This window comes from Aliiroseovarius sp., from assembly GCF_965228805.1.
In the GTDB taxonomy this organism is placed as follows: domain Bacteria; phylum Pseudomonadota; class Alphaproteobacteria; order Rhodobacterales; family Rhodobacteraceae; genus JASBTN01.
The window spans coordinates 2,671,454-2,688,083 of record NZ_CBDDIE010000003.1 but is presented as its reverse complement, the minus strand read 5'-3'; the positions used below and the strand labels follow the sequence as shown (position 1 = coordinate 2,688,083).

14 protein-coding genes are annotated in these 16,630 nt (G+C 63.5%); 9 read left to right on the top strand and 5 right to left on the bottom strand.

Annotation, left to right across the window (positions count from 1 at the left end):
• Nucleotides 1-18 precede the first annotated feature (18 nt).
• From ACO07D_RS14215 to ACO07D_RS14205, 3 genes are read right to left on the bottom strand one after another with little or no spacing between them, the layout of a single operon-like run.
• Nucleotides 19-627 (bottom strand): TadE/TadG family type IV pilus assembly protein, encoded by a 609-nt coding sequence (locus ACO07D_RS14215; RefSeq protein WP_421703603.1) that lies wholly within the window; start codon nt 625-627, stop codon nt 19-21.
• Between the two features lie 12 nt (nt 628-639).
• Nucleotides 640-1,179: a TadE/TadG family type IV pilus assembly protein gene (locus tag ACO07D_RS14210; protein ID WP_421703602.1), complete on the bottom strand. Its 540-nt coding sequence runs from the start codon at nt 1,177-1,179 to the stop codon at nt 640-642.
• 1 nt (nt 1,180) lies between these two features.
• The gene (locus ACO07D_RS14205) at nt 1,181-2,911 is read right to left on the bottom strand and encodes a Tad domain-containing protein (RefSeq protein WP_421703601.1); all 1,731 of its coding nucleotides are present in this window, start codon (nt 2,909-2,911) and stop codon (nt 1,181-1,183) included.
• A gap of 329 nt (nt 2,912-3,240) precedes the next feature.
• On the opposite strand from ACO07D_RS14205, the gene ACO07D_RS14200 reads away from it, so the two are divergent.
• Both ACO07D_RS14200 and ACO07D_RS14195 read left to right on the top strand, forming a co-directional pair.
• A complete protein-coding gene (locus ACO07D_RS14200; protein WP_421703600.1) occupies nt 3,241-4,671 on the top strand; it encodes a Glu/Leu/Phe/Val family dehydrogenase in 1,431 nt (476 codons plus the stop codon).
• Nucleotides 4,672-5,244: 573 nt separating this feature from the next.
• On the top strand, nt 5,245-6,354 hold the full coding sequence (locus tag ACO07D_RS14195) for an alcohol dehydrogenase family protein (RefSeq protein WP_421703599.1): 1,110 nt from the start codon (nt 5,245-5,247) through the stop codon (nt 6,352-6,354).
• Between the two features lie 89 nt (nt 6,355-6,443).
• Here ACO07D_RS14195 and ACO07D_RS14190 read toward each other — a convergent pair whose 3' ends face one another.
• Together ACO07D_RS14190 and ACO07D_RS14185 are read right to left on the bottom strand one after the other, a co-directional pair.
• The gene (locus ACO07D_RS14190) at nt 6,444-7,691 is read right to left on the bottom strand and encodes a vWA domain-containing protein (protein ID WP_421703598.1); all 1,248 of its coding nucleotides are present in this window, start codon (nt 7,689-7,691) and stop codon (nt 6,444-6,446) included.
• A 63-nt stretch (nt 7,692-7,754) separates the two neighbouring features.
• Nucleotides 7,755-8,654 (bottom strand): AAA family ATPase, encoded by a 900-nt coding sequence (locus ACO07D_RS14185; protein WP_421703597.1) that lies wholly within the window; start codon nt 8,652-8,654, stop codon nt 7,755-7,757.
• A gap of 92 nt (nt 8,655-8,746) precedes the next feature.
• On the opposite strand from ACO07D_RS14185, the gene ACO07D_RS14180 reads away from it, so the two are divergent.
• From ACO07D_RS14180 to ACO07D_RS14150, 7 genes are all read left to right on the top strand, one after another.
• Nucleotides 8,747-9,778, top strand: a complete 1,032-nt coding sequence (locus ACO07D_RS14180) for an AbrB family transcriptional regulator (protein ID WP_421703596.1) — start codon at nt 8,747-8,749, stop codon at nt 9,776-9,778.
• 44 nt (nt 9,779-9,822) lie between these two features.
• Nucleotides 9,823-10,443 (top strand): LysE family translocator, encoded by a 621-nt coding sequence (locus ACO07D_RS14175; RefSeq protein ID WP_421703595.1) that lies wholly within the window; start codon nt 9,823-9,825, stop codon nt 10,441-10,443.
• 188 nt (nt 10,444-10,631) lie between these two features.
• Entirely contained in the window at nt 10,632-11,669 is a 1,038-nt protein-coding gene (locus ACO07D_RS14170; RefSeq protein ID WP_421703594.1) for a glycosyltransferase family 2 protein, read from the top strand.
• On the top strand, nt 11,666-12,307 hold the full coding sequence (locus ACO07D_RS14165; RefSeq protein WP_421703593.1) for a sulfotransferase: 642 nt from the start codon (nt 11,666-11,668) through the stop codon (nt 12,305-12,307). The genes ACO07D_RS14170 and ACO07D_RS14165 overlap by 4 nt, the downstream gene beginning before the upstream one ends.
• On the top strand, nt 12,307-14,673 hold the full coding sequence (locus tag ACO07D_RS14160; protein WP_421703592.1) for a glycosyltransferase family 2 protein: 2,367 nt from the start codon (nt 12,307-12,309) through the stop codon (nt 14,671-14,673). The genes ACO07D_RS14165 and ACO07D_RS14160 overlap by 1 nt, the downstream gene beginning before the upstream one ends.
• Nucleotides 14,674-14,746: 73 nt before the next feature.
• Nucleotides 14,747-15,478 carry an FkbM family methyltransferase gene (locus tag ACO07D_RS14155; protein WP_421703591.1) on the top strand — a complete coding sequence of 244 codons (732 nt, stop codon included), beginning with the start codon at nt 14,747-14,749 and terminating at the stop codon, nt 15,476-15,478.
• A gap of 2 nt (nt 15,479-15,480) precedes the next feature.
• Nucleotides 15,481-16,527 (top strand): glycosyltransferase family 2 protein, encoded by a 1,047-nt coding sequence (locus ACO07D_RS14150; protein WP_421703590.1) that lies wholly within the window; start codon nt 15,481-15,483, stop codon nt 16,525-16,527.
• The last annotated feature ends 103 nt before the right edge of the window (nt 16,528-16,630 follow it).

Sequence of the window (16,630 nt, the reverse complement as noted above, 5' to 3'; positions counted from 1 at the left end):
CCGCTCACGCGTGGCCGATCACTCGTAATTGTCGCAGATCGGTTCGGTGTTCCAGCACAACTGGCTGGCGAAACGCGGGCGGGTCAAGACGATGTCACGCATGTCCCGAGGCCGGATCCCGGTCAGATAGACCGAAAAGGGCGGCTCATAGCCAGCCATGGTTTCGACCATGGTGACCCAATCGCCTTCGGCCAGCAGAGGGATGACATCGGCATAGGTCTCCTGGACCTGTTCATCCGTCAGCGCGGCCAGACCATCCGTTGCCTTCGACCACCCGACATCCAATGTCCGCACGGCCTCATCCGTACAATCTTCGGTACAGCGCACCACGGTCACGCGCACCCAGGCCGGATCCCCGCCTTGGGTGAGGTAGGTATAGATGTCCTCGATCCCCAACAGGTAATTCATGTCGATCGGCGTGTTTTCCCGGCTCAGAAGGTCCGAGATCGCGTAATTCGCCTTCAACGCCAGGTTCTTCGCGCGATAGACGTCGAAATAGGTAAAGGTCGCCAGGAAGGCCCAGAGCAGAAACGGCAGGATCATCACCGCCTCGACCGTCATGCTGCCGTCTTCGTCCCGGCAGAAGGCGCGGGTCCGGTTGCGGAGCGGGGTCAGGAAATCTCGCATGGTCATTCCCTCCTATGGCTCGTTCACAAAGGTTGATGCAGCGGTGATCACCACCCCGCCACTGTCGTCCAGCGGCATCTGCATGACCAGTTTCGACGCGCCGAAGAACGGGTTGAGCACCGCACAGGCGCGCACCAGCATGATCTGGTTCTCACCGCCGATGGTAAACTCGATCGCCGGATCGATTTCTTCGGACCGGTCGACGCATGTGGCGCCGCCGCTGGGCAGGCTCCAATTGTCGCGCGAGATCGGGATCAGTTCGATGATCACCGCATTCGGGCAATCCTTGAAGATCAGCGCATCCGAGCAGACGCGCCGTTTCAGCTCGTCATGGGTGGCCGGGTCCAGCGCGCCCAGGCGAAGCGCACGCACGTTCAGGTCCAGCGCGCGGTCCAGCATGACCATGCGCGTCATATGCACGCCCACCTCGATGGCCGAGAAGAACAGCCACATGATCGCGGGGAACAGCAGCACGAACTCGATCGTGGCGGTGCCGCTTTCCTCACGCAGGAACCGGCGGCCAAGGCGTTTTGTGCGGGTCAGAACAGCCATGTCAGTTCACCAGTCGCAGTTTCGAGATTTCGCGGGCAATCGCAGCGAAAGCGTCGGTCAGGTCGGTGCCTTCCACGTCGAAATGGTGGGCGGGCGAGCTGGCGCAGCTGGCCATGACCGCATTCGACCGTTCCGAGGTTTCGAACCCCACCGTGAAGATGGTGATGCCCGCGTTCTTGGCAGCCGTGCAAATGTCCTGCAGCCGGTCGTCCTTGGTTGTGGTATCATAGTAAGTGCCCGCGTCCAGCCAGCTGTATTGGTCGTAGCGCGCCCAGGTCCAATGCTCTTTCCAGAGTTCCTGATAGCTCAGCTGAACAGCCGTACCCGGATCGGGAGTCGTGGTCACGGTTTCGTACCAGCACCGGCGCCACCAGCGCCGACCGGTGCAAACGCGCACTGTCTCGGTCTCACCACCATTGTTGTTGCCATAAGCTTCATCCAGCCATTCGCCGGTATCGGTGCGATAGTATTTGCCCGTCGACGGTCGGAAGGCAGAATAAACATCTTCCTGTTCATTATACCAAATTTCGCTACCGCCTTCGCGATTGTCCGCATGCAGGTAATGCTGACGGGTGTTTTCCCCATCCGTCATCAGCACCACGACCTTCGAAATGCCACGCTCCGTGTAGCTGAAGGGGCGGTTGGCAAAGGTGGCATCGACTTCGCCCTCTGCAATCAACTCCACGGATGTGGTGCGCAGCGAGGGATCCAGCAGCAACGTGGCCCATTTCATGCCGATGTCGATCGAGGTGTTGCCGTCATTGCCCAGTTGCTCAATGCGGGCACGCAGGTCCGCATGTGAGGCGCCAAAGGGCATGATCTCACGCCAGGCGTCATCTTCAAGAATGCGGCAGGTCCAGTTTTCTTCCTCATCCGGAATGTCCCAGGTGCCGCTCCACGGGTCGAAATGCCCGGCCCGTTGCAGGGTCAGAAGCGGATCGGTCAGGTCCAGCCCGGTATCCTCGAAATCCTCTTCGGCCCAGTGAATGCAGCTCGACGACGTGTGTTCGGCCGTCACGGTCACATTGTCCGGCAGCGCCGCCAGCAGGGTTTCGCCTGCCACGACCTGTTCCGAATAGGGAATGAGGCTGATCGAGACCTTGCCGAATTCAACCGTGCAATCCTCGGTCTCTTCGCCGTCGGACGGGTCGCATTGCAGGATGTTGACGAACTGTTTGGCCGCCTGGCGCAGCTCGTAGTTTTTCGAGTTGCCCGAGGCCGAGCTCCAGCGCATCGACCCCGAGACGTCCAGAACCAGGCTGATTTCGGTCTGCGAGGCGCTCTCTTCCGCCGCGCCGACGCCCGGCGCGGTCAGGTGGTCAATGCCCATCAGGTTGATGAACGTGCCATCGACGATCATCTCCACATCCGCCGACACCCGGCGATAGGTCGTGAAATCCTCGACCGTGATGTCGTCTTCGGTGATGAGCCCGCCCAGGCCCGCACGTTGGAAATAGTCGATCACAACCTGTTTCGGGGGCACGGGCTGCGACATCGACGCGGCGGCCAGCACCGCCCGGTCCAGCGTTGCCTGCAGGCGCGCACGTTGCGCCTCATAGCGCATCAGGTCCACGGCCAGCCCGCCGATCATCAGCATCAGCACGAACAGGAAAAGGCCGAAGATGATGAACGATCCATCCTCCTCGCGCCAGAAACGTGCCATCAGCCCGTTTCGCTTGACCCGCCCCCCGGCGAAGCCCTTGTCAAAATTCCTCAAGCGGATACGTGCCATCTCTGACCTTTCCCTGCGCTGGGGCACAGTTCAATAAAACGCAACCGCCCACACCCATAACGATGCGAAGATGCGCGGGCAAAGTGGCGAAAATAGGGCGCCAGACAGGGAAAACAGGGCGTTTTCCGGGAGATTGCGCGGCAATCGACCCTACACAGGCGTATTGTTGTCCGGTCAGCGACAATCCATCGGGTTTCGTTAACCCTTTGCTCACGGAAAAATATGTCCGCATCGGAACTTTCTGGGTGTCCTGTTAACCAAACCGGCCTAGGGTCAGGTCAGAATGTCGCAGATGCGACTCAGTTATCGTGACCAACCAGGAGGGGCCCATGGCCGCCGTTCAGGAACCCAGTTTTCGTCAATCCGTGGACTTGATGTTCAATCGCGCCGTGGGGCTGATGGACCTGCCGCCGGGGCTGGAACAGAAGATCCGCGTCTGCAACGCGACCTATACCGTACGCTTCGGTGTGCGTCTTCGCGGCGAAATCCAGACATTTACCGGCTATCGCTCGGTGCATTCGGAACACATGGAACCGGTCAAGGGCGGGATCCGCTACGCGATCGGCGTGAACCAGGACGAGGTGGAGGCGCTGGCCGCCCTGATGACCTACAAATGCGCCCTGGTGGAAACGCCCTTCGGCGGCTCGAAGGGCGGCCTGTGCATCGACCCGCGCCAGTATGAGGAACATGAGCTGGAGCTGATCACCCGCCGTTTTGCCTATGAGCTGGCCAAACGCGACCTGATCAACCCCTCACAAAACGTCCCTGCCCCCGACATGGGCACCGGCGAACGCGAGATGGCCTGGATCGCCGACCAGTTCGCCCGCATGAACACGACCGACATCAACGCCAAGGCCTGTGTCACCGGCAAACCGCTGAATGCGGGCGGGATCTCGGGCCGGGTGGAGGCCACCGGGCGCGGCGTGCAATACGCCCTGCGCGAGTTCTTCCGCAACCCCGAGGACGTCAAGGCGGCCGGGATGGAAGGCAAGCTCGACGGCAAGCGCATCGTCGTGCAGGGGCTGGGCAATGTGGGCTTCCACGCGGCCAAGTTCCTGGCCTCGGAGGATGGTGCGAAGATCACCGGCATCATTGAACGCGACGGCGCGCTGGTGGATGACCGCGGGCTGGACGTCGAGGCGGTGCACCGCTGGATCGTCAACCACGGCGGGGTAAAGGACTATGCCGATGCGACCTATGTCGAAGACGGCGCCAAGGTGCTGGAGCAGGACTGCGACATCCTGATCCCCGCCGCGCTGGAGGGCGTGATCAACCTGACCAATGCGAACAACATCAAGGCCCCGCTTATCATCGAGGCGGCGAACGGACCGGTGACCGCCGGTGCCGACGAGATCCTGCGCAAGAAGGGCACGGTGATCATTCCCGACATGTATGCCAACGCAGGCGGTGTGACGGTCTCCTATTTCGAATGGGTCAAGAACCTCAGCCACATCCGCTTCGGCCGCATGCAACGCCGCCAGGAAGAGGCGCGCCACCAGCTGGTGGTGGACGAGCTGGAACGGCTCTCCGACCACCTGGGCGACGCCTGGTCGATGAAACCGGACTTCAAGCAGCGCTACCTGCGTGGTGCAGATGAGCTGGAACTGGTGCGCTCAGGGCTCGATGACACGATGCGCATCGCCTATCAGTCGATGCGCGAGGTCTGGCACGGGCGTGACGATGTCACCGACCTGCGCGTGGCGGCCTATATCGTGGCGATCGACCGCGTGGCCAAGAGCTACCGCGCCAAGGGGCTGTAAGCCCTGCCCGACGGGAATAGTGCCAGGGAAATTTATGGCACATAAATTTGATGCAGGGGGGCCGCGCTGACGCGCGGCATCGCCAGCCCGGCACGGGCTGGCGGGCGCGCCCCGTCATCTGCCCCATCAACCGCAAACCAGGCACCGCCCTAACCACACGCGGCGCCCCGAGCGCCACAAGGCGCAAGACATCATGGGTGCGCGGCACGCGCACGCCGCTTGGCAACGCCTCTGCACGCGGGGGACCACGAAAAAAGGCCGCCAGGTCACCCCGGCGGCCCAGCAGGCCCGATCGCAGCGGCCACTCACTCCGCTGCGGCGGGATTTCATTCACGGGACGGATCGTTCACCGGCACGAAGGCATGCCGCGCGCGCCCCTGCCCCGACAAAACGCTCAACACGTTCCCATTCATCCGGGCTGCACGACGCCACCCAATTCACACATTCATCTTTGCGAATTACTAATACTCCACCCACCCTCGCGTCAATGCACGCACTGTCGCAGGGGCACGGAGGTCTGGACCTTGACACCCCGGTCTGCTGTGATCCTTCCAGCCAGATACAGGAGCGCCCATGCCCAACCTGCCCAACCAACCCAACCTGCCCGACACCATGTTCGCCATCGTGACCACCGGTAATGGCGGCTATGACCGGTTGGAGCCGCGCCAGGTTCCCCTGCCCCGTCCCCGCCCCGGCGAGGTGCTTCTGCGCGTGCTCGCCGCCGGGGTAAACAATACCGAGATCAACACGCGCCTCGGCTGGTACTCCGCCTCGGTCACCGGCAGTACGGATGCGACCCAGGATGCACAGGCCCAGGCGGGCGAACAGAAAGCCGACGGCGGCTGGGCCGGGGCCACGCCCTTTCCGCTGATCCAGGGCACCGACTGCTGTGGCCGCGTAGTGGCTACGGGCGACGGGGTGGATCCCGCCCGGATCGGCACCCGCGTGATCGTGCGCGCCTGCATCCGGGTGAACGGGTTCGACAGGCCCGAGAATATCTGGATGGCCTCCGATTTCGACGGCGCCTTTGCGCAATTCGTCAAGGTTCCCGCCTCCGAGGTCTTCGCCGTCGACACGTCCTGGAGCGATGCAGAGCTTGCCACCATCCCCTGCGCCTATGGCACTGCCGAAACCATGCTGACCCGCGCCCGTGTCGGCCCTGGCGACCGGGTGCTGGTCACCGGCGCTTCAGGCGGGGTGGGGTCGGCGACGGTTCAGCTTGCCAAATGCCGGGGCGCCCAAGTGGTCGCGGTGGCCGGTGCCACCAAGCTCAACGCGCTGCGCGGGTTGGGCGCAGACACCCTGATCCCCCGCGACGCGGACCTGCTGGCAAACCTGGGCGAAGAGGCCGTGGACGTGGTCATCGACAACGTCGCCGGGCCCGGGTTCCCGGTACTCCTGAAGCTCCTGAAACGCGGTGGACGCTATGCCAGTTCCGGCGCGATTGCCGGGCCGATCGTGGCGCTGGACATGCGTGACATGTACCTCAAGGACATCACCCTTTACGGCTCGACGGCCTGGGACGAACCGGTCTTCCCGCGCCTCGTGTCACTGATTGAGGCCGGCCAACTCACACCCCTCGTCGCCGCGACCTACCCGTTGGAACGGATTGCCGAGGCGCAGGAGGAATTCCTGAAGAAGAAACACGTCGGGAACTTCGTGCTAATCCCGCCCGACACCTGACCGCTCTCCCGGAGCGCAGCTCGGACCACCGCCTCCGCAGGTGGAAATTATTTAATAATTTTTGACATATAGAACCAAAAGCTCATTCATCACATGAGCGCCATCAACCGCGCCTTGTCGCCCGAATCCTCAGGACGTGAAATCGCCTGGGCCAGCGCCGCCAGAGAGGCGATATTGTGCCCCGCACGGAAACTGTCCACATGGGGCAACATGGCGCGAATGCCCGCCGCTTTCGGGGCAAACCCGTCCCAGCGCAGCAGCGGATTCAGCCAGATCAGCTGGCGCGAGGACAGGTGCAGCCGCTCCATCTCACGCCCCAGCTGCTCCGCGTCATCCCGGTCCAACCCGTCGGTGATCAGAAGCACCACCGCGCCTTGCCCCAGCACCCGCCGCGACCAGTCGCGATTGAAAGCGTGCAGGCAGGCACCGATGCGCGTGCCGCCCTCCCAATCCTGCGCCTCGGCCCCGGCGGCGGCGAGGGCGGCGTCCACGTCCCGGGTCGCCAGGTGACGGGTAATGTTCGTCAACCGCGTGCCGAAGGTAAACCCATGCACCTTGGCCCAGCCCTGCCCCTGGCGGTTCGCCACCGCATGCAGGAAGTGCAGAACCGCCCGGCTATAGGCCGACATGGAGCCCGAAATATCGCAAAGCACCACCAGGTTCGGCCAGCGAACGCGGTTCTTGCGCGTTGCAATCTCGGCCAGGTCGCCCCCGGTGCGCAGCGAGGCGCGCAGCGTGCGCCGCCAGTCCGGTTTCGCCCCGCGCGGATGGGCCATGGTACGGCGCGAGGTCAGCGGCCTCACCGGCAGGTGCAGCCGGGCCAGCAGGCGTTTCGCCTCGGCCATTTCCTCGGCCGACATCTGTTCGAAATCCAGCCTGCGCAGCCGCTCTTCGCGCGACATGGTCAGGGTGGCGTCGACCTCGATCTCGGTCCCCTCACCCTCGGGCAGGTCCGGCGCATCGCGCTCGACCCCGTCCAGCAAAGCCTCTGCTGCGCGTTTCTCGGCGGGTTTGGGCGCGCGGTCCTCCTGCACCCCACGCACGGCGGGCAGCATCATCGCCATCATGTGTTCGACATAGCGCGGGTCGCGCCAGAACAGGCGAAAGATCTGGGCAAAGACCCGGCGCTGCTCGGGCCGGGTGACGAAAACCGCGTGCAGCGCCCAATAGAAATCGCGCTTGTCGGTAAAGCCCACCGCGGCCACCGCGCGCACCGCCTTGATCACCTTGCCGGGCCCGACCGGCAGCCCGGCAGCCCTGAGCGCGCGGGCGAAATGGGTAATGTTCGCCGCCAGCCGGGGATCGTCCGGCAGGTCCAGGGGGGGCAGTTCAGCCATGCGGCACCACCCGGAATTTTCGAAAATTCCGGCCCGTTTTCTTCGAAGAAAACGGAGACCGCCTCACGCCCCCACCTCCGCGCGCACTTCATCGAGCAGCCGCTTGGCCTCAGAGCCCTGCAGCCGTTGAATATCATCCTGGTATTTCAGGATCGCCCCCAGCGTGTCGGCAATCACCTCGGGCGACAGCTCGATCACATCCAGCGCCAGCAGGCACTTCGCCCAGTCGATCGTCTCCGCCACGCCGGGGCGTTTGAACAGGTCCTCGGTGCGCAGTTTCTGAACGAAGGCAATGACTTCGCGGCTCAACTTCTCACTCGCCTCCGGTGCGCGCGCGGCCAGGATCTCCATCTCACGGGCAAAATCCGGGTAGTCGACCCAATGGTACAGGCAGCGCCGTTTCAGCGCGTCATGCACCTCGCGGGTGCGGTTCGAGGTGAGGATGACAATCGGCGGCTCCGGCGCGCGGATCGTGCCCAGTTCGGGAATGGTGACTTGGAAATCCGACAGGGCCTCCAGCAGGAAGGCTTCAAACGGTTCATCCGTGCGGTCGAGCTCGTCGATCAAAAGCACCGGCGCGCCGCCGGGTTGCGGCGACATCGCCTCCAGCAGCGGACGCCGGATCAGGTAACGGTCCGAGAACAGATCCTCCACCAGCCCGTCGCGATCCGCCCCTTCGGCGGCGCGAATGGCGACCATCTGGGCTGCGAAATTCCATTCATGTACCGCGCTGGCCGCATCCAACCCCTCATAGCACTGCAGCCGGATCAGCCGCCGCCCCAGCCCCGCCGCCAGCGCCTTGGCAATCTCGGTCTTGCCGACGCCCGCCTCGCCTTCCAGAAACAGCGGCCGTCCCAGGGTCAGCGCCAGGAACACCACCGTGCCCAGCGCCCGGCCGCAGACATAGTCCTGATCGGCCAACATGGCCTGCATGCCGTCGATCGTGTCGGGAATGGCTGTCATCCTCTCCTCCGCAAGTTGAGGTCAGTGGGGCATGGGGCGGCGTGGCGGTCAAGCCCCTTGCGCGAAACGGTTTCGAGGCGCATTCTATTGGTATGCAACTGTACACCCACGCGCGCGCAATCACCCTTGGCGCCGCCTGCCTGGGCACCGGGGTGTTTCTGGTCCTGAACCTGCCCCTGCCCTTCCTGATGGGCCCGCTGACCGCCTGCCTGCTTTTTGCCGTGGCAGGCGCAAAGCTGGAGGGCATGGGGGTGATCGGCACCGCCATGCGCACCATCCTGGGCATCGCCATCAGCGCCTCGATAACGCCGAATACCCTGTCCGCCCTGCCGGGGTTCGCGCCGACGTTGGTGCTGGTGCCGCTCTTTGTCGGCGTGATCGGGTTGGTCGGCTTTCCCTTCTTTCACAAGCTGTTGGGCTTTGATCGCGCCACCTCCTTCTACGCCGCCATGCCCGGGGGCTTGCAGGACATGCTGGTCTTTGGCGAAGAAGCGGGCGGCGACGTGCGCGCGATGAGCCTCATTCACGCCACCCGCGTGCTGGCCATCGTTGCAACCGCCCCCTTCGTCATCGCCTGGATCTGGGACATCGACCTGACCGCCGCACCCGGTGCGCCCGCCAGCGCCGTGGGCTGGGGGCAAATCGCGATCATGGCGGCCAGCGGATTGGCCGGGTGGAAGATCGCCGAAAGGGTCGGCCTTTTTGGCGCGTCGATCCTGGGCCCGATGATCCTGACCGCCGCCCTGTCGCTCACCGGCGTGATCCAGAGCCGCCCGCCGGCCGAGATGATCTGGGCCGCGCAGTTCTTCATCGGCCTGTCCGTGGGGGCGAAATACGTCGGCATCACCCCGCGTGAAATCCGCGTCGATATCGGCGCGGGCCTGGGCTACGCGGTGCTCCTGACCCTGATTTCCCTGGGCTTCCTCTGGATCGCCGTGCAGATCAGCGGGGCCGACACGCTGGACATGGCCCTGTCCTTCCTGCCCGGCGGCCAGGGCGAAATGGTCGTGGTCGCGATCATCGCCGGGGCCGACCTGAGCTTTGTCGTCACCCACCACCTGATGCGGCTCTTTACCGTAATCCTGCTGGCGCCCATCCTGGGGGCGCGGCTGACCAAGGGTTGACTTCGCCGCCCGCGCGGGGCTGAGTTCGCCTGAAAGGAAATCCCATGCCGCTCGACCTCTGGCTCGCCTTCGTGGCTGCTTGCTTTGCCATCCTGATCATTCCCGGCCCGACCATCCTGCTGGTCCTGTCCTATGCACTGACCCAGGGCAAGCGGGTCGCCGTGGGCATGGCCCTGGGCGTGGCCTTGGGCGATCTCGTGGCGATGAGCGCATCGCTTCTGGGCCTTGGCGCGTTGGTGCTGGCCTCCGCCACGCTGTTTACCGCGCTGAAATGGGTGGGCGCTGTGTATCTGGTCTATCTCGGGGTCAAGCTCCTGCGCTCCCCGCCCGTGTCGATGGACATGGCGGCACCGGAAGAAAAACCGGTGGGCGAGATCTTTACCCACGCCGCCGCCGTGACCGCGTTGAACCCGAAAAGCATTGCTTTCTTCATCGCCTTCGTGCCGCAGTTCATCCGCCCAGAGGCGGCCCTGGCGCCGCAGTTCGTGGTGCTGGTCGCCACCTTCGTCACACTCGCCGCGCTGAACGCGCTGGCCTATGCGCTGCTGGCCGACCGGTTGCGCACCCGCATTCGCCGCCCCGGCGTGCTGAAATGGATGACCCGCGCGGGCGGTGGGGCGCTGATTTCCATGGGCGCGCTGACAGCCACCATGAGCCGCGTCTGACGTCATGTGCGGGCGAGTCCGTCCCGCAACACCAGACCGTTCAAATTTCAGCAAAAGTTGACGCGATTCCCGTGGTATGAGACACGTATTGGAAACAATGAACCAGTAGCCTGGCACAGAACCGGGCAGAGGCGGGATATGACGAGTTTCTTCAAATTGACGGGCATCGCCCGGCGAAAGCTGTGACCATGCGCATCACGGCGGTCACCTGTGTCAAGAACGAAGGCCCTTTCCTGATCGAATGGATCGCCTTCAACCGTGTGCTGGGCGTCACGGATTTCCTTTTCTATTCAAACGACTGCACCGATGCGACCGACCGGATGCTGGACGCTCTGGCGGCGCGCGGCGTGGTCCAGCACCTGCCCAACCCCGCCCAGGGCCGCAATTACCAGATGGAGGCGTTGAAGGACGCCAAGAAACAGGACCTGGTGCTGAATTCGGACTGGGTCTGGATTGCTGATGTGGATGAGTTCCTGAACATCCATGTGGGCGACGGCACGATCCCCGAGCTGATTGACGCCTGCGGTGACCCGCACGCGATCTCCGTCACCTTCCAGTTCTTCGCCAATGCCGATGTGGACGCTTACGAAGACCGCCCGGTGATCGAACAATTCACCCGCTCGCACAATCCGGACATCTGGTGCAACGAGACCGCACAAGAGGTCAAGACACTGATACGGCACGATTTTCCGGTGAAGTATTACGGCGCGCATCGCCCCTTCATGAAGGAAAACCTGCCCAAGGACCGCCGCCCGGTCTGGAAGGATGGCGGCGGGCGTGACGTGCCTTGGAAGTTCCGCACCGCCGCCAACAAGCGCCGCATTCGCAAGTTCCCTGCCAAGGGCGCACGCGACCTGGCAACGCTGAACCACTACGCCCTGCGCTCATTGGACAGCTATCTGGTCAAGAACGACCGCGGCGATGTGAACCGCGAGAACCGGGACTTTGACGACAGCTATTGGCGTGAACGCAATGATGACGCGTTCGAGGATAGATCCATCCAGCGCTACCTGCCCCGCTTGAAGGCAGAAATGGCACGGCTTCTGGACGATCCCGAGATCGCCGACCTCCATGCCGAGGCCGTCGCCGCCCATCGCGCAACGCTTGAGCGGCTGATGGCGGACCCGGACTATGTCGCCTTGCGCAAGCGCCTGAAATCCGTGCCGAAAATCAGCCCGGCCGAGATCGCGCTACTGGAGCTGATCGGCGAAGAGGTTCCGGTTTGAGCCTGCCCCGCATCATAAACCTCGGCTTCCCGAAATCGGGCACCACCACGCTCGCCCGCGCCCTGCGTGAAGCCGGGCTCACTGTCGCCGATTTCCGCCTGCGCCAGGGCCAGCGGCGCGGCTTCGTCGGTGGGCTGATGTATCGCGGCTATTTCGATCACGGCGATCCCCTGATGCATTTCGAGGGCACGGATGCGCTGACGGAAGTCAGCGTGGTGCGCAACAAGCGCAACTTCTGGCCTCAATGCGATTTCGGCCTGATCCAGGCCATTCGCGATCGCCATCCCGACACCAAATTCCTGCTCTCCATGCGCGACCCGGCGGCCCAAGCGGACAGCATGATGCGCTGGTCCGACATGGGCTCGCGCCGCCTGCGGGTGGCGGCAATCCCCGGCTTGCCGAAGGAATTTGGCGCCTCGGAAGACCATCTCATCCGCTGGATCGAAGGCCATTTTTCCTTTTGCCACAAGATCTTCGACGGCGCAGAAAACTTCCTTGCCTACCGGATCGAGGATACGGCAGCACCGGAGAAGATCAGCGATTTCCTGGGGTTGGATCTGCCCTGGTGGGGCGTGGAAAACGCAAATCCGGGCGCCAACCCGCCCAAAGATGACGAGTTGAAGAAAGGGGCCGCCTGATGCGGATCGACCTGCATATCGGTATGGAACACTGTGGTGCCACGCGCCTGCAAGAGGTGCTGGACGACAAGCGCGACCAGCTGATCGACAAGGGCGTTCTGTTTGCGCGCAGCCCCGGGCGCAAGAACCACACGCGTCTTTACATGGCGGTAACCGACGCCGACCGCGTCGACGTGCTGCGCGCCAATCGCGGTTTTGCCGACCCGGCGAAGCAGGAAAAATTGCGCCAGAACGTTGCCCGCGACCTCGGTGAGGAGGTCGAGAAACACAAGCCCGAGGTGCTGATCCTCTCTGCCAGCCAGCTCTGCACGCTCAGCCAGCCGTCCGAACTCGCGCGTCTGCGCGCGCTGCTGCTGCCGCTGTCCGAAGACATCCGTGTGATCGCCCATGTCGACGAACAAGCCCGCGTGCTGACCCGTCACTATGCCGATGCTGTCCTGTCCGGGCGCACCGCCTCGCTCGACCAGGACCTGGCGCTGGTGGACGCCGCCAGCTGGCGCGAGGCCGCGCTTGAGGACTGGACCGCAGACGATCCCGCGCGCCTCGCCCATCCCGATATTCAGGCCGCGCCCTTCTGGCTCGACTACCTGGCCCTGCAGGAGGAATGGGAGGCCGTCTTTGGCGAAGGATCGGTCACGTTCCGCGCCTATGACCCGGAACGCTTCGCCTCCGCCGATCTGACGCAGGAAATCCGCGCCTGTTTCGACATCAAACCGAACATCGGCCGCGCCCCCAAATCCGCGCCTCCCGCCCAGCCCTCGGCGGCCTGGGTCACCCGCGGGCGGCAGCTGAATGCGGTCTTCGTCAAACTGCTGGACACCGGCCGGGTGATCCCGCGCCAGCTCTGGCGCCGTTTCATGGGCGAGATTGCAGTGGGCGGCGACCCCATCGCTCCCGGCCAATTCTCGGACCTGTCCAAGAAGTTCGAAAAGGACAACAAGACCCTCGCCAAGACCCATGATCTGCCGGGTGAATGTCTGAAACGTGATCGCGCCCTGCCTGCCTGGGAGGAAGCCGATCCCACAAATGGCTACCGCGCCACGCAATATGTGGCCGCCTTCCTGCCGCGTATCGACATCGTCACCCGCCAGGCCCGCCGCGCCCAGCGCGAGGCAGAGAAGGCACAGGTGAAGCCCTCCCCCAAGGCAGACAAGCACGACGAGGTCACGCCCCGCAGCACCCTCACCCCCTCCGCCGAAAAGCTGATGACGCCCCGCGCGAAGGAAAACTTCTTCGAACTCAAGGACGGCCGTTTTGCCCCGCACAACCGCATCGGGCGCGTGAATGAAGAAGAGATCGCCGCGGCCTTCCCCGAACACCCCCTGCGCGACCTGCCCAAGGGCAATTCCGGTAATGTCATCGTTGGCTGCATGAAGAACGAAGCACCTTACATTCTGGAATGGGTCGCCTATCACCGCGCCATGGGCGTGGACAATTTCCTGATCTACACCAATGACTGTTCGGACGGGACCAGCGAAATTCTGGATCGCTTGCAGGAGCTTGGCGTGCTCCAGCACCGCAACAACGACAAGTGGAAGGGCAACTCGCCCCAGCAATACGCGCTGAACCAGTCACTGAAGGAAGACGTGATCAAACACGCCGAATGGGTCATCCATATCGACGTGGACGAATTCATCAACGTGCGCTGCGGCAATGGCCTGCTGTCGGATTTCTTCGACCGGGTGCCGGATGCCACCAATGTCGCCATGACCTGGCGCCTCTTCGGCCACAATGGCGTGACCGAGTTCCGCGACGAGCTGGTGATCGAGCAGTTTGACCAGGCCGCGCCGAAATACTGCCCGAAACCCCACACGGTCTGGGGGTTCAAGACGATGATGAAGAACATCGGCGCCTACGAGAAGATTTCCTGTCACCGCCCCAACAAGCTGCGCGATGCCCATCGCGACGGGGTGAAATGGGTCAATGGTTCGGGCCAGCCGATGACCGAAGGCTACAAGGACAAGGGCTGGCGCAGTGACATGCGCACCATCGGCTATGACCTTCTGCAACTGAACCACTACGCGCTTCGGTCTGCCGAAAGCTTCCTGATCAAGCGCCAGCGCGGCCGCGCCCTGCATGTGGATCGCTCGATCGGCATCAACTACTGGGTGCGCATGGATTGGGGCGGCAACAGGGACGTCACGATCAAGCGCAACGTACCGCGCACCCGGGCCGAACTGGCCCGCCTACTGCAGGACGACACGCTCTTGGCCCTGCACGAGGCCGGGGTCGCCTGGCACAAGGCCAAGGCCGCCGAGCTGCATGGGATGGCGGAATTCCAGGAGCTCTATGCCCAGGCGCTCGACACCAAACTGACCGAGATGGAGCGCGTGGCCTACGCCCTCGCGCTGGATATGGAGAGCTAGTTTCACCCACGGGGCAGGACGCACGGCCATCAGAGCCACCGACAAGCGCCGCCCCACAGACGAGGAAGAGCAGATGAGAGACCTTCACACCGAAGGCACGTTCGAGATCGTGCCGCCTGACAATGGCCCGCCCTTCATCAAGTCGCGCGGGATCCGCTTTCCCAATGACCGCCGGGTGATCCCGCCCCGCCGCCGCAAGGCGCTGCGCCTGGGACAATATGAGGATCGCGAGACCCAGGCTGTCACCGCCACCGTGAAACCCGACGACGTGGTGGTCGAGCTGGGCGCGGGCATGGGGTACATGTCCACGTTGATGGCCAAGAACCTCAATGTCGCCCAGGTCCATGCCTATGAGGCGAACCCCGATATGGTGCCCTATATCCAGGCGGTCTATGACGAGAACGGCGTCGAGAACGCCCAGGTGCACAATGCCATCCTGGGCCCGAAAAAAGGCAAGGTGAACTTCTACGTGCGCGGTAACTTCCTGGCGTCGTCCATGGAGGAAAACCCGCGTGGCCTGAAGGGCAAGCCGACCCGCGTCGAAAAGATCGAGATGCGCAACATCAACGCCGAGTTCAAGCGCCTGAAACCCACCGTGCTGGTCTGCGACATCGAGGGCGCCGAGGCCGATATCCTGCCCACCGCCGACCTCTCCTGCCTGCGCGCGGCCATCGTTGAACTGCACCCGCAATGGATCCGCCAGAAGGGCGTACAGGCAGTGTTCGACGCCATGCACAAGGCCGGGCTCACTTACTATCCCAAACGGTCCGACGCCAAGGTCGTGACCTTCCTGAAAGGCTGGTGACAATGCGCGCCCTCGCGGTCCTCTGTGTGCGAAACGAGGGCGCCTTCCTGCTCGAATGGCTGGCCCACCACAGGGGCGTGGGCTTTACCGAGTTCCTGGTGTTCTCGAACGATTGCGACGATGGCACCGATGCGATGCTGGACCGGCTCGACGCGATGGGCGAGCTGACACATATCCGCAATGACGGACCCCATGAGGGCGGCGTGCAATGGGCGGCGATGAAACGTGCCGACAAGCAGCCGCTGGTGAAAAACGCCGATTGGCTGATGACGCTCGACATCGACGAGTTCGTCAATATCCACACCGGCGACCATACGCTCTCGGCCCTGGTGGCCGCCCTGCCCGAGGCCGACGCCATCACCCTGACCTGGCGGCTCTTTGGTAATGCGGGCGTGGAACGTTTTACCGACGCGCCCATCACCGAACAATTCACCCGCGCCGCGCCCGAGGTCATGTACTGGCCCTGGCGCGCCTTCATGTTCAAGACGCTCTACCGCCAGTCTGGGGCCTATCGCAAACTCGGCGTGCACCGCCCACGCAGCCCGGTGGATGGCAAGGCGGATGCCACGCGCTGGTTCGATGGGCACGGGCGGGAACTGGAACCCCGGTTCCGCCGCCAGCAGATCTTTTCCCCCTTCGGACGGCCACATTATGGACTCGCACAACTCAACCATTACGCATTGGGCGCGATGGAAAGCTATATCTTGAAGCGAGATCGCGGGCGTGCCGTGCATGGCGCCGACAGCCTGGGGCTGGACTATTGGACCGAGCGCAACTGGTCCCAGGTCGAGGATACGTCCATTCGCGTCGCGTCCCCGCTCTCCCGTCCCCATCTGGAACGGCTGCGCGCCGATGAGACCCTCGCGCGCCTTCATGCCGAGGCGGTCGCCTGGCGACAGAATCGCTTTGAAACCTTGATGTTGCAGGAACCTTTTCGCGCACTCTACGGCCGCTTGCTGATGACGCCGCCTGCGCGGCCTATGCCCTTGGAACGAGCCCGCGAACTGTTCCGCTTTGCAAACAAATCCCGCGGGAATTCGGCGGATTGATGCCGTAACGTCAACCTGTTCAGCTTTCGTTAACCATAGATCATCTTTTCGCCCCATTGTGCCCGCAGTGCGGCCCCCTTTAAAATGGCATTACACCCTTGAT

Coding starts and splice junctions, on each gene's coding strand:
- ACO07D_RS14200 (WP_421703600.1), top strand. CDS start 3,241: ATGGCCGCCGTTCAGGAACCCAGTTTTCGTCAATCCGTGGACTTGATG.
- ACO07D_RS14210 (WP_421703602.1), bottom strand. CDS start 1,179: ATGGCTGTTCTGACCCGCACAAAACGCCTTGGCCGCCGGTTCCTGCGT.
- ACO07D_RS14180 (WP_421703596.1), top strand. CDS start 8,747: ATGCAACTGTACACCCACGCGCGCGCAATCACCCTTGGCGCCGCCTGC.
- ACO07D_RS14150 (WP_421703590.1), top strand. CDS start 15,481: ATGCGCGCCCTCGCGGTCCTCTGTGTGCGAAACGAGGGCGCCTTCCTG.
- ACO07D_RS14160 (WP_421703592.1), top strand. CDS start 12,307: ATGCGGATCGACCTGCATATCGGTATGGAACACTGTGGTGCCACGCGC.
- ACO07D_RS14170 (WP_421703594.1), top strand. CDS start 10,632: ATGCGCATCACGGCGGTCACCTGTGTCAAGAACGAAGGCCCTTTCCTG.
- ACO07D_RS14195 (WP_421703599.1), top strand. CDS start 5,245: ATGCCCAACCTGCCCAACCAACCCAACCTGCCCGACACCATGTTCGCC.
- ACO07D_RS14215 (WP_421703603.1), bottom strand. CDS start 627: ATGCGAGATTTCCTGACCCCGCTCCGCAACCGGACCCGCGCCTTCTGC.
- ACO07D_RS14205 (WP_421703601.1), bottom strand. CDS start 2,911: ATGGCACGTATCCGCTTGAGGAATTTTGACAAGGGCTTCGCCGGGGGG.
- ACO07D_RS14175 (WP_421703595.1), top strand. CDS start 9,823: ATGCCGCTCGACCTCTGGCTCGCCTTCGTGGCTGCTTGCTTTGCCATC.
- ACO07D_RS14155 (WP_421703591.1), top strand. CDS start 14,747: ATGAGAGACCTTCACACCGAAGGCACGTTCGAGATCGTGCCGCCTGAC.
- ACO07D_RS14185 (WP_421703597.1), bottom strand. CDS start 8,654: ATGACAGCCATTCCCGACACGATCGACGGCATGCAGGCCATGTTGGCC.
- ACO07D_RS14190 (WP_421703598.1), bottom strand. CDS start 7,691: ATGGCTGAACTGCCCCCCCTGGACCTGCCGGACGATCCCCGGCTGGCG.